Source organism: Luteolibacter ambystomatis (assembly GCF_018137965.1).
GTDB lineage: Bacteria > Verrucomicrobiota > Verrucomicrobiia > Verrucomicrobiales > Akkermansiaceae > Luteolibacter > Luteolibacter ambystomatis.
On record NZ_CP073100.1, the window covers coordinates 3,421,958 to 3,440,115 of the forward strand.

Annotated in this window: 11 protein-coding genes; 4 read left to right on the forward strand and 7 right to left on the reverse strand. The window is 62.1% G+C overall.

Annotation, left to right across the window (positions count from 1 at the left end; translation table 11 throughout):
• Positions 1-13 precede the first annotated feature (13 nt).
• Positions 14-1,204 carry a XylR family transcriptional regulator gene (locus KBB96_RS12970; RefSeq protein ID WP_211629870.1) on the forward strand — a complete coding sequence of 397 codons (1,191 nt, stop codon included), beginning with the start codon at positions 14-16 and terminating at the stop codon, positions 1,202-1,204.
• Positions 1,205-1,252: 48 nt separating this feature from the next.
• On the opposite strand, the gene KBB96_RS12975 is transcribed toward KBB96_RS12970, so the two are convergent.
• On the reverse strand, positions 1,253-6,055 hold the full coding sequence (locus tag KBB96_RS12975; RefSeq protein ID WP_211629871.1) for a beta strand repeat-containing protein: 4,803 nt from the start codon (positions 6,053-6,055) through the stop codon (positions 1,253-1,255).
• A gap of 268 nt (positions 6,056-6,323) precedes the next feature.
• Entirely contained in the window at positions 6,324-7,340 is a 1,017-nt protein-coding gene (locus tag KBB96_RS12980) for a glutamine synthetase beta-grasp domain-containing protein (RefSeq protein ID WP_211629872.1), read from the reverse strand.
• Between the two features lie 175 nt (positions 7,341-7,515).
• On the opposite strand from KBB96_RS12980, the gene KBB96_RS12985 reads away from it, so the two are divergent.
• The 3 genes from KBB96_RS12985 (at position 7,516) to KBB96_RS12995 (ending at position 10,670) form a co-directional block, all read left to right on the forward strand.
• On the forward strand, positions 7,516-8,337 hold the full coding sequence (locus KBB96_RS12985) for a PP2C family protein-serine/threonine phosphatase (RefSeq protein WP_211629873.1): 822 nt from the start codon (positions 7,516-7,518) through the stop codon (positions 8,335-8,337).
• A 54-nt stretch (positions 8,338-8,391) separates the two neighbouring features.
• Positions 8,392-9,678, forward strand: a complete 1,287-nt coding sequence (gene lysA / locus KBB96_RS12990; protein ID WP_211629874.1) for a diaminopimelate decarboxylase — start codon at positions 8,392-8,394, stop codon at positions 9,676-9,678.
• Between the two features lie 80 nt (positions 9,679-9,758).
• Positions 9,759-10,670 (forward strand): DMT family transporter, encoded by a 912-nt coding sequence (locus tag KBB96_RS12995; RefSeq protein ID WP_211629875.1) that lies wholly within the window; start codon positions 9,759-9,761, stop codon positions 10,668-10,670.
• Positions 10,671-10,676: 6 nt separating this feature from the next.
• Here the strand turns inward: KBB96_RS12995 and KBB96_RS13000 are convergent, their stop codons facing one another.
• The 5 genes from KBB96_RS13000 to KBB96_RS13020 form a co-directional block, all read right to left on the reverse strand.
• Positions 10,677-11,525, reverse strand: coding sequence for a hypothetical protein (locus KBB96_RS13000; RefSeq protein ID WP_211629876.1), 849 nt, complete (start codon positions 11,523-11,525; stop codon positions 10,677-10,679).
• Between the two features lie 4 nt (positions 11,526-11,529).
• Positions 11,530-15,366, reverse strand: coding sequence for a hypothetical protein (locus KBB96_RS13005; protein WP_211629877.1), 3,837 nt, complete (start codon positions 15,364-15,366; stop codon positions 11,530-11,532).
• Between the two features lie 146 nt (positions 15,367-15,512).
• Positions 15,513-16,220, reverse strand: coding sequence for a hypothetical protein (locus KBB96_RS13010; protein WP_211629878.1), 708 nt, complete (start codon positions 16,218-16,220; stop codon positions 15,513-15,515).
• A 69-nt stretch (positions 16,221-16,289) separates the two neighbouring features.
• Positions 16,290-16,814 (reverse strand): type II secretion system protein GspG, encoded by a 525-nt coding sequence (locus KBB96_RS13015; RefSeq protein ID WP_211629879.1) that lies wholly within the window; start codon positions 16,812-16,814, stop codon positions 16,290-16,292.
• Positions 16,815-16,846: 32 nt separating this feature from the next.
• Positions 16,847-18,139: a type II secretion system F family protein gene (locus KBB96_RS13020; RefSeq protein ID WP_211629880.1), complete on the reverse strand. Its 1,293-nt coding sequence runs from the start codon at positions 18,137-18,139 to the stop codon at positions 16,847-16,849.
• Positions 18,140-18,158 lie beyond the last annotated feature (19 nt).

Below are 18,158 nucleotides of genomic sequence, written 5' to 3' on the forward strand. Positions count from 1 at the left end.
AGCTGGCCTGAACATGACGGACGATCTTTCCCCTCCCCGGCGTTTCCGCGTGGGCGTGCGCCTGCCGGAATGGTCCACGGGATTCAGCTTCCGGATCTTTGCCGGGCTGACGGATTTCCAGCGCCAGAGCGCACCGTTCCAACTGTTCTTCAATCAACCGAGCGGCGGAGACCTGCCCGCCACCGTGATCGATGAGTCATGGGATGGGGATGGCCTGATCGTTTTCCGCTACACCGCAGAAGAAGGCCGCGCGTGGAAGGCCCGTGGTGTGGCGGTGGTGAACCTCAGCGCGGAGACTCCCGAAGGCGGCCCGGTGTTTCCCCGGGTGACGCTGGACAACGGCAAGGTCGGGGCCATGGCCGTAGAGCACCTCGCCGCCCTGGGTCTCCGCGATTTCTGCTACATCCACGAATCCACCCGCAGCTATTCCGAGTCACGTTGGAAGGGCTTCGAATCCGCGGTCAAAACGGTTGGCGGCCGCTGCCACCGCATCGACATTCCGGTTTCCTCCTTCCCGGAGGACATCCGCGTGCGCCGCATCCGTGAAACGCTGCGCGGGCCGCTCTCGAAACTCCCGCGGCCCTGCGGCATCTTCACCAAGGACGACATCGCCGCCGTGTGGACGATCACCACGCTCGCCGATCTGGGCATCCGCTGTCCGGAGGAAATGCCGGTCCTCGGTGTGGATGATGACGTGGTCTTCTGTCACACGACCCAGCCGCCGCTCAGCAGCATCTCCTATCCGGGGAGGCACATCGGCTTTGAGTCCGCGAAGTTGCTTCACCGCCTGCTCGCCAGTGAAACACGGCGTGGTGACGGTCATCTGCAAATCCCGCCCGCCGGGGTGGTCTCCCGCGAATCAACCCGCCACGTGATCCTCAAGGATGCGGTGGTGACCAAGGCGCTCGCGGTGATCCGCCGCGAAGTGCCACGGACCAACATCCAGGTGGCCGAGGTCGCACGCCTCTGCGGAGTATCCCGCGAGTTGCTCCGGCAGCGGTTCCAGGAACAACTCGGCGAAAGCCCGAAGGATGAGATCAAACGCCTGCGGCTGCGCCACCTGATGGAGGTGCTCACCACCACCGACTGGACCTTGGAGGCCATCGCCGAAAACTGCGGCTACTCCGGAGCGGAGGAAATCTGCCGCTTCATCAAGCGCAACACCGGCAAGACCACGGGCGAAATCCGGCGCGGAGTGGAATAAAAAGCCCGCCGCCGAAACCCGGCGACGGGCTGAGTGCTTGTCCGATGTTCAGGGAATGGTCACCTTCAGGCGGCCAAACAGCTTCCCTCCTACGGACAATGCTTGCGGGATGTAGGTCTCCACTTTGTCGACTCCCGTTTGGAAGCCATCCGGTGTCGGAACGATGACCACTCCCGGAGTTCCCTCCGCAGATGTCCATGTCGCTCCCAGATCGGTATTGTAGGAGATGCCCGGATGGAGCGCGGCGGAGGCGGCTGAACGGCGGAAGGTGAATTTGAAATAGTCCACCATGCCCGCACCCACGTCGGCGCGGACGATCTCTCCGGTCGGCATCAGGGCGCTGTCCATGCCTGTGGCCGGATTACCCCCGATCACGAACTCGATGCCATTCGAAATGCCATCATGATCCGGATCGGCACCCGGCAGGCGGTCGGATGCATTGGTCAGGCCGAAGCCGCCGATCCAGGTGGCGAACGGACTGGCGGTGAGGGCCAGCACTCCGGTGGACTGGGTGAAGGTCCACGTACCCGATCCGTCCGCCATGCTCCAGACATCTCCGTTTTTGGTAAAGCCCGGGAGAGTGAAGTGCTCGCCATAGGTCACCGCCAGCGTCGAGGTATTCACCAGTGTCCAGGTATTGCCACCGGTCTTGTCCGCCGTGGACAAGTCGAGATTGAAGGAGCCATCGAGGAGAACCGATCCCGCACCACCCATGGAAGTGGTCACTCCATTCGCAGCCACCTTGAATGCAAGCGCACCGCTCTGGGTGAGAACGAGCGAGCTTCCACTGTTGATGGTGGTGTTGCCCACATAAACGTTCGCGGCACTGAGGGATACCGTGCCATTGCCCATCGTCGTCACCCCGAAGCCGGTGTTCGAGGCCGGAGCTCCGATGATGCCGGTGAGGAGGATGTCCGCCGAGGCATTCCCCGTGACATCCGCCACATCCAGCGTGAGGGCGCCACCACCACCCGTGACATTTTGGGCGTTGATGACTGCGGGAACCACATCTCCACCCGCCACGGTGATCTTGCTGGAAGGCGTACTGATGGTCCAGGACCCCCACTGGCTGCTTCCGGTGCCGGACAGGGTCGCCCCTCCCTGCATGAGCAGGCTGCCACTGTTGGTGCCGATGTTGCTCGTGATGCCATTCGCGAGATCCAGCGTGCCGCCCGCTTCCACCGTGATGTTGCCGGGATAGTGCTGGAAGCCATTGTCCGTGGCGTAAGTAAGCCTGGCTCCGTTCTTGATGGTCACATCGCAGTTGAACAGACGGCCATAGCCCCCGGAGCGGCTGAGAACAAGATTCCCCCCTCCCACGACCAGCGAGCCGGTATAGATGTATGGATTGCCTCCCGAGGTGATGGTGGCGGTGCCTGTTCCCATTTTCTGGAATACCGAACCGCCGGTGATCACACCGGTGAGATCGAGCGCACCCGTCCCCCCGAAACCGGTATCCGCGGTGACGTTCACAGCACCGCTCACGGTGACAGCCGTGGCGCTGTTGTTGATCAAAGCGCCGGCGCCAAGCGGGCCCGTGCCGCCCAACGACAACGCTTCCGTGATGGAATAACCATTGAGGTCAAGAGTTCCGTATCCACTGATGAGCGTCCCGGTTGCCGCGGATCCAAGCGCCGCGGCATTGCCCATCACGAGAATCCCGGAGTCGATCACCACGGGCCCCGTGAAGGAATTCGCAGTCGCAAGAGTCAGCGTTCCGCTGTTCGTCTTCGTCAAGCCGGTGGTGCCCGCAATGGCACCCGATCCGCTGATCGAATAGTCGATCGTGGCATTCACCGTGACGGCCGCGGGTAACACCGGTCCATTCAGGGAGATCGCATTGTTGGTTCCCCCGTTGTCATCGAAAACGACGATGTCCTCATCGTGGTAAGTGCTCAGCGAATCCACGAGGAACCAGTTCACGGAGGTATCCACATCCCAGGCGCTGCCATTCGTTCCCGTCCAGATGAGCGGATTCACCGTGCCGATCAGGATGTCGATCTCACCGGAACCGGGGTGATCCTCAAGCGTGGCGGAAATCCCTCGCGGCAGCGGCCCGAGCTTGAAGGCCGAGAAACCCGAACCGCCAACGGAAGTGCCCGGCGTGTACCTCAGCAACGGGAACACTCCTCCGGTGAAGGTACCGCTGAGATTGATGACGATGCTTTCCGGCGCGCCGTGGGTGGTGATCGCTCCGGCATTGATCGGTGCGGTCGTCGGACTGCTGGCAAAGTTCCGGATCGAAAGTGTGGCCCCGGTGGATGAGCCAAGGGTCAGATTCGCCGGAGATAGGCTGGAGCCCGGCACGACGGACAGGTCCAGGGTCGTGCCATCGTTCACCGTGATGTCACCGGTGCCGCTCTGGCTTGAAGGGATGGCCAACGTTCCTGCATTGATGACGGTGCTGCCGGAATAGGTATTCGCTCCGTTCAGCGACAGCGTGCCCGCGCCATTCTTCACAAGCCCCAGCTTGTTACCATTCACCGTGCCTCCGCCGATCCGGCCGTTGTAGGAGAGATTCGTCGCGGCATTGATCGTGAGCGTGCGTCCGGTGGCGTCTCCATTCCACACGCGGGAATTGCTGCTCACGCCGCTCAAGCCCGCGAGGGTCACATTGCTGGCGGCACCGGCAAGGGTCAGACCGACGGGGGTCGGACCATAGCCATCATCGCCGGAGGTGGTTTCCAGAACCACGGACGCGGTCGGCATCGCATTGTCCGCCCGGAGCACGAGGCTGCCATTGCCGCCCGCGCTGGCGTTCACCGTCACGGTGCCACCGTAGGTTCCATCGGCCGCCACATGGACCGCGCCGCAACCGTAGTTCCCACCTTGGTCGGTGATGGTGATGGGCACCGAACCTGAAATGCCGCCATCGAGGTAGAGATCCTTCAGATTGTACTGGGTCTTGAGCGTGGTGGCGGAGGCAACAGTCACCGGGGCTGTGAAGTGGTTGACGCCGTCATCCTGGAACAAGGTGCCTCCATTCAAAGTGATGGCATTCGGGAAGGTGTAGGTGCCACCCGTATTGTTGCCGGGATTGAGTTGTAGCGTCCCTCCGTTGAGAGCAATCGGACCAGTCCCCAGAGGAGTGTAAGCCCCGGACGCGAGCGCCGCGCCATTGTTGAGGAACAAGGTACCCGCATCAATGGTGGTGCCTCCGGAGAACGAGTTCGCATTGTTCCAGAGGGTGACGGACCCGGCTCCCGTCTTGGACAGGGCTGCCGTGCCGTTGATCGATCCTGTGCCGCCTCTCATCACGTAGGCCGTCGAGGCATTGGTGAAAGCCACGGAGGATGGGAACAATGCACCGGCGAGCGTAACGGTGGCATTCACCGGGCTGTCCGCGAACGTGACATTGTCGAGCTGATAAAACTTCTCCGAGCCGGTGTTCCAGTTCGACGTGGCATTCACATCCCACACCGTGCTGGTGGTGCCGCTCCATGTGAGACTACCGGGAGCTCCCGCGTCCAAGGTCAACTGCAGGGTGCCCGCACCTAGGGTGAAGGTTGGCGTCTGGCCGCGTGTGGGATTGCCCCAGGCCAGATTGGCGGTGGTGCCGGTGCTGGACGAGAATCCGTCCGCGAGCGTGTAGGTGCCGGCGGGGAAATAACCGGCGTTGGCGCGGAAGGTATTGGTGCCGGTCAACGTCAGCGGACCGGTCAAATGAACCACATCCGACGTAATCCCCGACCGGTCGAGATTGATGGAGGCTCCGTTCAAGGTGAGTCCGCCGCTGATACTGGTCGAGCCGAGGCCTGCGGTTCCTCCGGGGTTCAGATTGCCCGCGACAGTGAGGCTGCCGTTGATGTCGGTGGCAGGAGTTCCTGCGCGACCGGAATACAGGTTCTTCGCCGCTGGTACGGTGAACCCCGCAGGAATGGCAGACGAATCAAGCAGCGCACCCGGAGCGAGAGTCACGTTGTTCGATGCCAACGTGGCCGATGCCCCCAGCATCAGGGTTCCCGAATTGACGGTGATATTGCCGGTGGCGGTATTCACCGCATTGAGCCGCACGGTGCCGGCACCGGAGAAGGCGATGTGGTTGGCGCTCGTCAGAGGGCAGTTGAAGATCAACGTGCCGCTGTTGGTCACCGGCAGCGTGTTGCCGGGATTGCCTTCGCGGAGGACGAAGTTGCCACCTGCGGTGAAGGTGCTGGTACCCGTGTTCGTAATGGCGGAACCGCCACCAAACGACCAGTTCGATCCCGTCACGGAACCCATGGTCGCATTGTTCAGATTGGCGGCGGTGGTCCATGCGCTGTCACCGGTGGCGATGGTGAAGGCGCCATTGATGTTCCAAGTCCGGCAGGAGGTGTTCCAGCCCGCCGCGTTGCTCGCGGTAGTGGTGGCCGATGCCCCCGCCGCCACCGTCAGCGATGATCCCGCGCTGCCGGTGGAAAGGTTCGCAGCCCCCGCTGCAATGACCACCGGGCCGGTGATCGTCTTGGTGCCGGAGAAGGTGACTGTTCCGGATCCATTCTTGGTGTATCCCGCCGTCCCGGCGACACCGGACGAAATCGTGACAGCCGCTCCCGTGGTGATCGCCGGAGACGAACCACCGAACGTCAGCGTATTGCCGGTGATGGTGTAGCCCGCCGCATTCACCGAGACACTGTTCGCGGTGATCGCCGCGCCCAAGGTGACGGTGCCCGCCCCGGTGGAGTCGAAAACGGCGCTGTCAGGCGTGGCGTTGTTCCACGCCGCGGGGGCGGCTCCATCGAGCCAATTCGTAGTGGTGGTGTCCCAGGGGCCTCCGGCGGAAGCGCTGTTCCAGGTGAGGGATGCGCCGCGAACCACCGGTGTGGCGGAGAGGGCGATGGCGGTGAGAAAAACAAACAACTTGGGTTTCATGGGATGGAGTCGGGTTGCAATGCCTTCGGGTCAGGCTTCCGTCCCACGTTTTGCTACTACTCATATCGTACAAACGGGAACGGAAAGAACACCCCATCATGAAGCAAAACCCCCTCCGGCCCGCACGTCGTATTCATTGCAAAAACAGGTCCGGGGGATGGCATTTTCCGGGCACCCTCACGGCCAAGGGGGACCATCCCGCCAAAGAAAAACGGCCACCCGCGCGAGCGGATGGCCGTTTTGGAAGGAAGGCAGGAAAGACGACGCCTCAGGCGGTCGGAACTTCCGAGATGGTCTTGAGCACGCGGCCGGCGATCGCGTATGGGTCGCCCTGGGAGTTCGGACGGCGGTCTTCGAGGTAGCCCTTGTAGCCGTTGTTCACGAAGCTGTGCGGGATGCGGATCGAGGCACCGCGGTCGGCCACGCCGTAGGAGAACTTGTCGATGGACTGGGTCTCGTGGAGGCCGGTGAGGCGGAGGTGGTTGTCCGGACCGTAAACGGCGATGTGCTCGTCGCGGTTCTTGTCGAAGGCAGCCATGAGCTTCTCGAAGTACTCCTTGCCGCCGGTTTCGCGCATGTACTCGGTGGAGAAGTTGCAGTGCATGCCGGAGCCGTTCCAGTCGCCCTTGACGGGCTTGCAATGGAACTCGACGTCAAGGCCGTAGGATTCGCAAAGGCGGAGAAGGATGTAGCGGGCCACCCAGATTTCGTCGGCGGCGCGCTTCGAGCCCTTGCCGAAGATCTGGAATTCCCACTGGCCTTTCGCCACTTCGGCGTTGATGCCTTCGTGGTTGATGCCGGCATCCAGGCAGAGGTCGAGGTGCTCCTCGACGATCTGACGGGCGACATCACCAACGTTCTTGAAGCCGACGCCGGTGTAGTATTCGCCCTGCGGAGCGGGATAGCCTTCCTTCGGGAAACCGAGGGGCTTGCCGTTCTCATAGAGGAAATATTCCTGCTCGAAGCCGAACCAGGTGCCCACGTCATCCAGGATGGTGGCACGGGTGTTGGACGGATGCGGGGTGACGCCGTCCGGCATCATCACTTCGCACATCACGAGGGCGCCATTGACGCGGGTGCTGTCCGGATAAACGGCGACGGGCTTGAGCACGCAGTCGGAGCTGCGGCCTTCGGCCTGCTGGGTGGAGGAACCGTCGAAGCCCCAGTTCGGAAGCTGCTCGAGGGTCGGGAAGGATTCGAACTCCTTGATCTGGGTCTTGCTACGAAGGTTCGGAACGGGGGTGTAGCCGTCGAGCCAGATATACTCCAATTTGAACTTGGGCATCGATGTGGTGGTTGTTGTTTGCGGATTCGCGGATGATTCGAGGGCGCGTTTGCCCTCACGGACCATCGCGCCCACGGGCGGCTTTAAAAGCAATTCACGGGCCAATTCGCAACAGAATCCGGAATTTTTCCGTTTGCGGCTCCCCGCCGTCCCCGCCAGCGTTCCCTTTCTACCGATGGAACAAGATCCGGCCACCCTCCCACCCGCCAGCCTCCGCTGGTCCGGCATGACCCACCCCGGGAGGTTCCGGGCGAACAATGAAGACGCCTTCCTCGCCCTCACCTTCGATGCCCGGGAGTTCCACTATCTGGGCAAAACCGGCCAGGCCTCCCTGGCGCAATCGGACTACGTCTTCGCCGTTAGCGACGGCATGGGCGGGGCGAAATCCGGCGAATTCGCCAGCAGGATCGCGGTGGAAAAAATCACCCGCCTGCTGCCAAAAAGCTTCGGGATGGCGGCCCAGCACCTGGACGCCGGGTTCGAGGACGTGCTGGCCACCCTCTTCGACAGCATCCACGGCGCGATCCTCGATCTGGGCCGCCACTATGAAGAATGCCAGGGCATGGGAGCCACCCTCAGTCTGGCGTGGTTCATGCCGGGCTGGATGTGTTTCTGTCACATCGGGGACAGCCGGATTTATTACCTGCCGAAAGACGGGGATTCCATACAGATCACCCACGATCACTCCCACGTCGGCTGGCAGCGCCGTATGGGTAAAATCAACGAGCGCGAGGCCCGCTCCCACCCCCAGCGCCACGCTCTATCCCAAGCGCTTGGCGGCGGGCAAAAGAACATCGATCCGCATATCGGCCGGGTGGCCTGCCAGCCCGGCGACCGCTTCCTGATCTGCTCGGACGGCCTCGTGGACGGCCTCTGGGACCGCCGCATGACCGAGCTGGCCCGCGGCGAACTGGACGCCTCCCGGCTGGTGTTGGAGTCCGTGATGGAATCCGGACGGGACAATACGACCGCACTGCTGATCGAGATCGAGGAATGAGCCACGCCTTTTGACGCTTGGCACCTGCCTCCTGCCGTCTAAAACACCCGTCCCATGCACGGCTTCGCATACAAGAACGGTTCCCTTTTCTGTGAGAACGTCGATCTCCAGACGCTCGCGGAGACCCACGGCACCCCGCTCTACGTTTATTCCGCGAACACCATCCTCGACCATTTCCGCCGCCTCGACCAAGCGCTCGCCGGAATCGACCACGAGGTGGCCTATGCGGTGAAAGCGAACTCGAATCTCTCCGTGCTGCGCCTGCTGGCGAAGGAAAACGCCGGTTTCGACATCGTCTCCGGCGGCGAGCTCTACCGCGTGATCAAGGCCGGTGGCGATCCGGCCCACTGCACCTTCGCCGGTGTCGGCAAGACCCGCGCGGAAATCGAATACGCCCTGCAGCAAGGCATCTACTCCTTCAATGTCGAGAGCGAAGCCGAGCTGCGCTACATCGACCAGGTCGCGGGCGACCTCGGCGTGGTCGCCCCGGTGGCGGTGCGCGTGAACCCGAACGTGGACGCGAAGACCCACAAGTACATCTCCACCGGCAAGTCCGAGAACAAGTTCGGCGTGGACTTCGGCTTCATCGAAGAAGTCTACGACCGCGCCTCCAAGGAACTGAAGAACGTGAAGCTGCGCGGCCTGCAGATGCACATCGGCTCCCAGCTCACCTCCGTCGATCCCTTCGTCGAAGCCGTGAAGAAGGTGGCTCCGCTGGCGACCTCGCTGAAGGAAAAGCACGGCATCGAGTTCTGGTCGATCGGCGGTGGCATTGGCATCGTCTATCGCGAGTCGCTGGAATCCGGCGCGCAGGATTGGTGGGACAAAAAGGCGGACGCGGAGCGCCCGCTGACGATTGAGGAATACGGCGCGTCCATCATGCCTCTCATCAAGGACCTCGGCCTGAATATCCTGCTTGAGCCCGGACGCTACATCGTGGGCAACGCAGGCGTGCTGCTCACCCACTGCCTCTATGAGAAGAAGGGCACCGCAAAGACCTTCAAGATCGTGGACGCCGGCATGAACGACCTGATCCGCCCGGCCCTGTATGAAGGTCATCACGAAATCGTGCCGCTCAAGGAGCCGAACGCCGAACGCCTGAAGGTGGATGTCGTCGGCCCGATCTGCGAGAGCGGGGATTTCTTCTGCCAGGACCGCGAACTGCCGGACTTCCAGCCGGGCGAAACCGTCGCCCTGATGAGCGCCGGTGCCTACGGCTTCGTGATGGCCTCGAACTACAACACCCGCCCGCTGCCAGCCGAGATCCTCGTGGATGGCAGCACGGCCACCGTGGTCCGCAAGCGCCAGACCCTCGACGATCTGCTCGTCGGCGAACTCTGAGGCGATTGACTGATTTTCCCACGCGGTGGCCGGCTTCCTCCAAGCCGCCACCGCGTTTTTTGTTTTACGCCCATCCTCCGATGCCTCCCCTTCTCCAACTTCATTTCCTCGTCGTGCTGCTGGCCGCCACGGCCATCCTTGGCAGGCTGATCTCGCTGCCTGCTCCGGCCTTGGTCACGTGGCGCACGCTGCTGGCGGCGATCGGCGCGGCGATTTTCATGAAGCTGGTGCGGAAGCGGCCGCTGCGCGTGCCTGCGAAACAACTCGCCGGGCTGCTCGGCATCGGCGCGATCATCGGACTGCACTGGGTGTGCTTCTTCGGTGCGATCCAGCTCTCGAACATCTCGATCAGCCTCGCGGGCATGGCCACCATCTCGCTCTTCACGGCCTTCACCGAACCGCTGTTGGAGAAGCGTGCGATCCGGCCGCTGGAAGTCGGACTCGGATTGTTGATTGTCGCAGGCTTGGCGATGGTCGCGGGCTTCGAGCGCGGACACTGGCTCGGACTGTTGGTGGCACTCGGCGCGGCCTTCCTGGCCTCGATCTTCCCCGTGCTCAACCGCCGCGTGGTCAACACCAGCGGACTCGATACCCAGGCGATGGTCGCATGGGAAATGCTGGGCGCGAACGTGACGGTGCTGGTGCTGGTGCTGCTGCCGGTCCTGACCGGACACCTCTCCGACCCCGCCACCGCCTACCGGGATCTGTTCGCCTTCCACGGCCTCGACTGGCTGTGGCTGCTGGTGCTGGCGTGGGCATGCACGGTCTTCGCGCACGGGTTCCACATCCATCTGCTGCGCAGCCTGAGCGCCTACACCAGCAATCTGGCGATCAACTTCGAGCCGGTGTATGGCATCCTCGCCGCGGGGCTGATGTTCGGCGAGTTCAAGGACCTGCACGCGGGCTTCTACGCAGGTACGGTGACCATCGTAGCCGCCAACCTCCTTCACGCGCTCGTGCCCGTCTGGCGGCGCAAGCGCGGGGTGGAATGAGCCCGCTCAATTCGTGCTCACGGCCATGGAAGTGGCCGGAGATCCGCTGTTCTTTTCCGGAGCGGGCTTCGCGGGTACCGCAAAACTCGCGGCCACCGGACGCCCATCCGCTCCCTCATATACCGTCACCACGCTGCGGGCGGCCGCATCGACCTTGATGCCGGTGAAGCAGATCGGAAGGATCTCGTTGTTCTTCCCCAGGCAGTCGATCTTGTAGTTGAAGGTCGGGGCACTCTTCCCCGGAGTGATGACAAAGCCGCTCTTGAACGCCATCGGGCGTGCCTGGTTGGTCTGGGGCATCACCAGACGGACCGAGCGCTGGGTGAAGTTGATGAAATACACGCTGCCCGGAGGAAACACGGACTCGGCGAGATCCACCGGCAGGTATTCCGGATGCTTCCAATCATCTTTCGGCTCCTTCCGCCACATCATGATCATCTGGTAGTCGGCGGTCTTGACAGTGGGAATGGTCATCACCGCCTCCGGCTGCTTTTTCTGGTCCTCGGCCTTGGCGGCATCGGGACCGTAGAGGACGAGCCCTTCCGCACCGAATGGCGCCGGCACCGAGGGGATGTTCAACGTGAGAGCGAAGGGAACATACTCCTTCTTCCCGTTCTTCACGACTTTCACATGGAGTCCGGTGGGAGGCAATGTCTGGGCCTCGCTCATCTCATAGGAGATCTGGCCGTCGGTGCCCCACTTCACGACGCTCTTCGGCATCGTGCCAAGCGCCGCCACCGTCACCCGGGCGGGTGATGGCGCCGGATCGGCGGGAGCGGGAACCGCAGCGGTTTCGGCACGAACAAGGCCCGTCGCCAGGCTCAACAACATGCAATGTAAAAGCGTGGATTTCATGAGATCAGACTTCGGAGGATTTCAGCCAACGGAAGGACACCAGTTCGAAGCGGCGGCCGAACTTCTTGTTGAGAGTGGTTAGTTTGCCGTTTTCCACGACCGTGGGATCGGTCGGGTCGGATGATCCGGGAACCAACTCGCGGGTCGCCGATTCATTGCGGGAATCCATGTAGTCCGGGGTTCGCTGCACCACGGCCTCACACCATGCGGAAGCAGTCACCTTGCCATCTTTATCACGGGCTTCGCCATAGCTGCGTACGAGGAAGGTATCACCACGGGCGGTCAGTGTCGGAGCCAGCACGGACAGGATGTCACCCTGGGTCAGATAACCGGGAAGACCGATCGTCTTGTAGTCCGGCTGCGCCCCATAGGGGATGTAGCCCTTCGTCAGATCGTCTCCATTGAATGCCTGCTCGCATGAAGCCAGGTCGCTGGTGCCACCGGCCTGCAGGTTCTTGTTGAGGTTCGCACGCCGGATCGCTCCATCGAGAGCGCCATAGCGGCCGGTCGCCTCCAAGGTGTTCGATTCGCTGTCTTCCTTGAGCGCGGAATTCGCGGATGCCGGGGCATCGACCAGACGGCGGTTCACGAAATCCGAGAGCGAGAGGAAAGGACCGCGCAGTTTCACTTCCTGGACCATGGCCTTCGCCAGCTGGCGGATCTCGTCATCATTCAAGCCACGGGAGCCGCTCCATGTGGACGGATCGATCCAGGATGAAGGCTCGCCATTCACGGCGGTGGGATGCTGCATCCGCGAAAAGGGGGAGGAACCGGAAGCGGAGCCGCCGGACGTATCGCGCTTCAACCCGCGCAAGCCGCTGAGGTGGGCGATCCATGCGGCTTCCGAGGTGGAGTTCACATTGAAAGCCCCGCAGTTTCCGAGCAAGGACGCCGATTTGTTGAACGCGGTATCAAGCGCTCCCAGCGAGATACGCGCGGATTTTTCGGTCTTCGCGAAGATCGGACGGAGGCGGCCGTTCGGCAATACGGTCTGGAGGTTCCAGGAAGATCCGGACGACGAGTATGGGATGGTGGAAAGGTAGTAGTTGTCGAACAAGCGGTTGTTCACCTCGAACGCCATGTCATAGAGCAGGATGTCATCCGCATGGCCACTGCCCTTCTGGATGAGTCCCTCGTGGCCGACATTCCAACGCTTCGGCTGTGAGATGTCATCTGCCCCGCCCACGTCCGCGGAGCCGGCTCGCCCGGGACGGACCACGGTGGCACCGCGCTCGCTCCGCACGTCCTGGAACGACCATCCGACCACATTGCCAGGCTGGTAGTTGGCATAGGAAAGCTGTGCGTTCTGGAACTGCGCGAGGGATGCCACCGGCGTGTCCGACTGCGGCACCTCGTAGAAGACGAAGGACTGCACCCCGCCCAGATCCGAGGAGTTTCCGAACGGAGGTATCGTGAACTGACCCGCGTCATTCGGTGAGGCCATCATCCGCGTGTCGTCGTTCGAGAGGTTGTTGCGGATGTTGATGTAGTTGCCGCCCGGATTCCACTCGTAGGCCTTGCCCGGATCCGCCTCGCTGTAGTTGACGTTCGAGCCGAGCCACGCGGTATGCACGTGGCCGCCGCGGAGATTGTATTGCGACCAGGCGGAGACGAACGGGATGCGGCCCATGAACAGCGCGCCGTTGTTGGTGCGTGCGGCCCACTCGTTGGTTTCGTCGAACCAACGGACGCGCACGCCGACGCGCCAGGTGCTCTGCTGATGGCGCGTGGCGCTGAGCCCGTATTCCTGGAAGGGCTGGCCCTCGCTGTTGGTGCCGTCCTTGAGGCCCTCGTAGGTCTTGTAGTTGGTGCCCCAGGCGTTCGGCACCACGTACTGGATCGTCTCGTAGTTCCCTGCCGCCGGAACGGTGAGATTGCTCACGCCCGCCGGCAGTTGCTTCAACTGGTAGAACATCCCCACGTCATTGACGTAGCTCCAGCTGTAGTCGGTGGTACCGGCCTTGGGTATGCCGCTGAAGTGCAGCGTATTGTCACCGCCGGGGCGGATCGGCGCCTCGCCGTAGAAGTTCTCCTGCCCGCCGGGGGACGAGATCGGATTGCGGCACGTCAGGATGTTGGTTTCGATACGACGCGCATCGTACTTCACCGCCGTGCCTCCGATCTTCGACGTGCCCTTGGCGACATCCGGCGTGAAGACCAGCGCCTGCCCGGCCGGAATCACGGTCGCTTCGGTGGTGAAACCGAGGCAGTTGTTGGTGATGGTCTCGTCATCCTCCACCATGGACAACAGGTAGGGATAGTAACCGTGGGACGAGGACTTTTTCGTATAGAAGGGAGTCTCAAGCGCGACACCACGCATCTTCAGCGAAACGCGCGGATCATAGCGAACGATCGCGAGGTAGGAGGGCGCGTTGATGGCGACGTTGTAGGGATTCCAAAGCACCACCCGCGGATAGATGTGCAGGCGCAGGCCGTCCTTGCTTGCATCACGTCCCGCCTGGGCCGTGCTGAAAGGGGTGAAATCAAACCCAACGGAGAATTCCGTCATGATCGGCTGGATCGCCTGGGCGGCCACCCGGGTGAGGTCCGGCCCCTTGTAGGGATGCGTGGTGGTATAGGGCGGCAGCGACGCCTTGATCTGGGCGCCTCCGCCTTGGCCGCTCACCTGAGCCGCCAGATCCGCCCATGCCTTGAGAGCGCCGAAGCGCGGCGAGGTCGCGGAATGGCGCGCGCCATACACCAGCGGAGAACCTATCGAAAGGCCCGGCGTTCCAATGGAGCTGTCCGGGGTGAACCCCGAAGAAGCCGAGCCGAGAGTTGTCGTCTCCGTGATGGTCTCCTGCCGGGCGAGGAAAGCGGAAAGATCCTGCTGGTAGCCACCCGTCTGCGGATTGGTCAGCAGGCCCACGCTGGTGGCGGTGAGGTCATGACCCAATTCGCGGATCTTCTTGGCAAGATCCTCGGACTTGCCGGAGAGGGGTAGCAGGGCCGCGGTGTTGAGAGTGCTTACGTTCTTGACCACGGAAGCCGGCCCGCGGGCGAGTTCGCCATGGCCATTGAATCCGGAGTCCACATTGTCCGCGGCGGAGATCTGCGAGACGGCCAGGGAATTCTGCGATCCCGGAGTCTGCCGGTCCTCAATCGCAATGTTGGCCTTCTCGCTCTCATCACTGACCCAATAGGCGTAGCCGCCCTTCTGATCCTCCCCCGCCTTGACGGAAACGACGGGCACCGAAACGGCCTTCTTCTTCTGCTCCGGATCTCCGGAAGATGCCCACTGGGAACCGAACACCACACGGGTCTTGTCCTCGCTGCTTTCGAAGGTCTTTGGATCGAGAATCATCGAAGGATCGGCCGATACCAGCCAGCCCAGTTGCCCCTTGCTCCCAAACTCGGTCCGACTCGCATCGAAGGTCGATGATCCCGAAGACGGAGTGGAGGCATTCCGCAGATCCACCAGATAGTTTTTCTTTTCGCTGTCAGCCCCATAGCGCCCGACGACGAATCCGGCATTACCGTTTCCAGTCACAGTGGTCGGCCAGACGCCGATCCAATGTGGCTGGGCCACCTGCTGGCCCTGGGCCTTGCCTCCGGCACTTGCCTCCACCTCCTGCTGGGCGGCGGGCGCGGTGGCGCGGGTATCCGGCCCGGCGAGGGTCTGCAACTGTCCCAGCGCCATGACCAGCGCAAGCCGGGCATTCGACCGGGCCACCGATTGTGCCGTTCCCTGGCTGGAAGCCCGGAGCGTGATGGTGGAGAGCGACAACAGCCCCAGCGCGAGAATGCTCAGGAGCATCATCATCATCAGGGTGATCACCAGACTGAACCCACGGACGCGGGCACGACGGTACTTTTTGGCAAAGAAAACGGGCGCACTCATGCAACAAGTAATTGCATGAGACTTTCATCCCAAATGATACGATGTAAATACGGTGGCAAGCCGGAATTCTGCCGACCTTCTGTCGGCAGAACTGCCGACACCGAGGCAGTCCCGTTGCCAGGGCAGCACGCAGGAGCTGCCTGTCTTCAGCGGGCGCGACGGCCTTGTTCCTCCAGGAAAATCTCAGCCAATCGGAAGCTGCGGCGGCTGATCTCGCGGGCATCCTGATCTCCGATCAAGGCGAGGCCTTCCTCACCGACTTCACCCAGGAAAATCCGCCAGGCTTTCTTCGCCAGTTCCTCGGGGTCAACCGGTACACGCGGTGCCTGCGGCTGGGGAGAAGGCTGGGGCCGCTGGTGGGATGATGAGTCGCCCGCGGGGGCCACCGGCTGTGGCTGCGGACGGGGAGCCTGATGTTCGTGGGACACGTGACCACCCTGGGGAGATTGACCACCACCCTGACCACCCTTCTTCTTCCGGCGACGCTTCCGCTTGCCGGACGAGCCTGAACCTTCGGAACCACCTTGGATGGTTTCCGGCTCAGGCCAGCCAGACTTGGCCCCACCCTGGTCGTGGGATTCGTGGCCGGAAATATCATCCAGCCGTGGATCACGTGCCACCGAGCGAACCTCGGAAATGACCGGACGCTCCTCGCGCTCCACCGGCTCCGGGCGCGGCTCCGGTGCAACCACCGGGGCTGGAGCAGGAACAGAAGCCTCTGATACCGCAGCAGCGGGCGCGGCTACCTTGCGCGCGGCTTTCTTGGCGGTCTTGCGCGGACCCGGTGCTGCCGCACGGCGCGTTTTCTTGGGCGCTTCGGCAGCGGAATCGTTGGACTGTGGCTCTTCGCTCATGGACTGGAAACAAGAAGCCCGCCGGAACGGCGGGCGTCGAGTGGAAAGGAAGCTGGATCGCCGGGAAGGTCAGTTCGAGTTCCGGATATCGTCGATGCTTTCCTTGGCTTTCGGCTCGTCCTCCTTGGTCTTGCCGTCCTTGCCAACGGACCAGACATCGAAGTCCTGGTTCGCCGCCGCCTTGCCCGAGCGGTAGCGATACTCATTGCCCCAAGGATCGGTGATCTTCGCCGTGTCCCCGGTACCGGTGATCCACCCCTGCTTGGAGGTTTCCTCCAGTTCGGTAAGGTAGATCTTCTTGACCTTGTTGGTGTCGTCCTTGCCATCCAGGAAGAGCAGCTTCCGCAGATTGGCGGATTCGTTCTCGCCGGTCGGGTTTTGCGACGCCGGATAGGAACCGGTGTCGATCTTGTATTGCTCGATGGCCGAGGACAGCAGGGCGACCTGGATCTTGGCCTTGTTCGTATTGGTCTTTTCGGTGGCGTATTTCATGCCACCGACCACCAGCGCGGCCAGGATCACGATGATCGCGACCACGGCAAGCATTTCGACGAGGGTGAAGCCCCTGCGTCCCGCGGGATTGCTATTTTTCATGACTGATTCGGATTTTTTATGCCCGGACCTCCTCAGGAGCTTTGGCCCAGGTTCTGGATCACCTTAATCAGCGGTAGGAACAATGCAAATACAACGCAACCGACCACCAACGCCAGAATCACGATCATGATCGGCTCGAGGATGGAGGTGAGGGCGGTCACGGCGTTGTCCACTTCGTCGTCATACACTTCCGCGACCTTGAGAAGCATCTCGGGGAGCTGACCGGTTTCTTCACCGACGTCCACCATCGAAATCACCATCGCCGGGAACACGCTCGATGCGGAGAGCGGGGTCACGATGGATTCCCCTTCTTTCACCGCTTCATAGACCTTTTCGATGGCCTGGGAGACGACCACGTTGCCAGCGGTGTCACGGGTGATGTTGAGCGCCTGGAGGATCGGCACACCGGAAGTCACCAGAGTGCCGAGCGTGCGGGAGAAACGGGCGATGGCGCTCTTGCGCTGGATATCACCGAAAATCGGCGCCTTGAGCTTGAGGTTGTCGATGATGTTGCGGCCGTTCTTGGTGCGCCCCCACATCTGGAAGCCGAAGGCGATGGCACCGATGATGAGGAAGATGAACACCGCATTCGGCAACACGAACGGACGAGCCAGCATCCACTCGGAGAAGCCGAAGACGATTTTCGAGATGGTCGGAAGCTCGGCACCAGGCATGTCGCTGAACATCTCCTTGAATTTCGGAACGATGAACAACATCAGGAACACCAGAATCGCCACCGCGATGAACATGACGATCACCGGGTAAACCATGGCGGAGACGATCTTGTTCTTCAGCTTGTGGGCCTTTTCCTGGTACTCCGCGAGACGCTGGAGGACGATTTCCAGCACACCGCCGAGCTCACCGGCCTTGACCATGTTTACGTAGAGCTTGTTGAAGATCTTCGGGTGCTGGGCCAGCGATTCGGAGAAGGTGGAACCACCCTGCACGGAATCGGCGAGGGCGTTGACAGTGGCCTTGAGGACAGGGTTCGGTTCCTGCTTGGCCAACACGGTCAGACCACGGAGCAGCGGCAGGCCGGCATCGATGAGCGTCGCAAGCTGGCGGGTGAAGATCATGAGGACCTTCGGCTTGATGCGGCCGCCGACCTTGCCTTTCACGGCCTTCGGAGCCGCCTTGGCCTTGCTCTTGGCAGCGGTCTTGCCTTTGGACTGGGCGATCTTGCCCTTTCCTTCTTCCACCACCTGGGTGGGATAGAGGCCTTGTCCGCGCAGGATTTGGATGGCTTCGGCATCGGTGGACGCCTGGATCGCGCCGATGGTCTCTTCACCTTTGGCATCAAGGGCTTTGTATTGGAAATTGGCCATGGATCGGTGGGATTTTTAA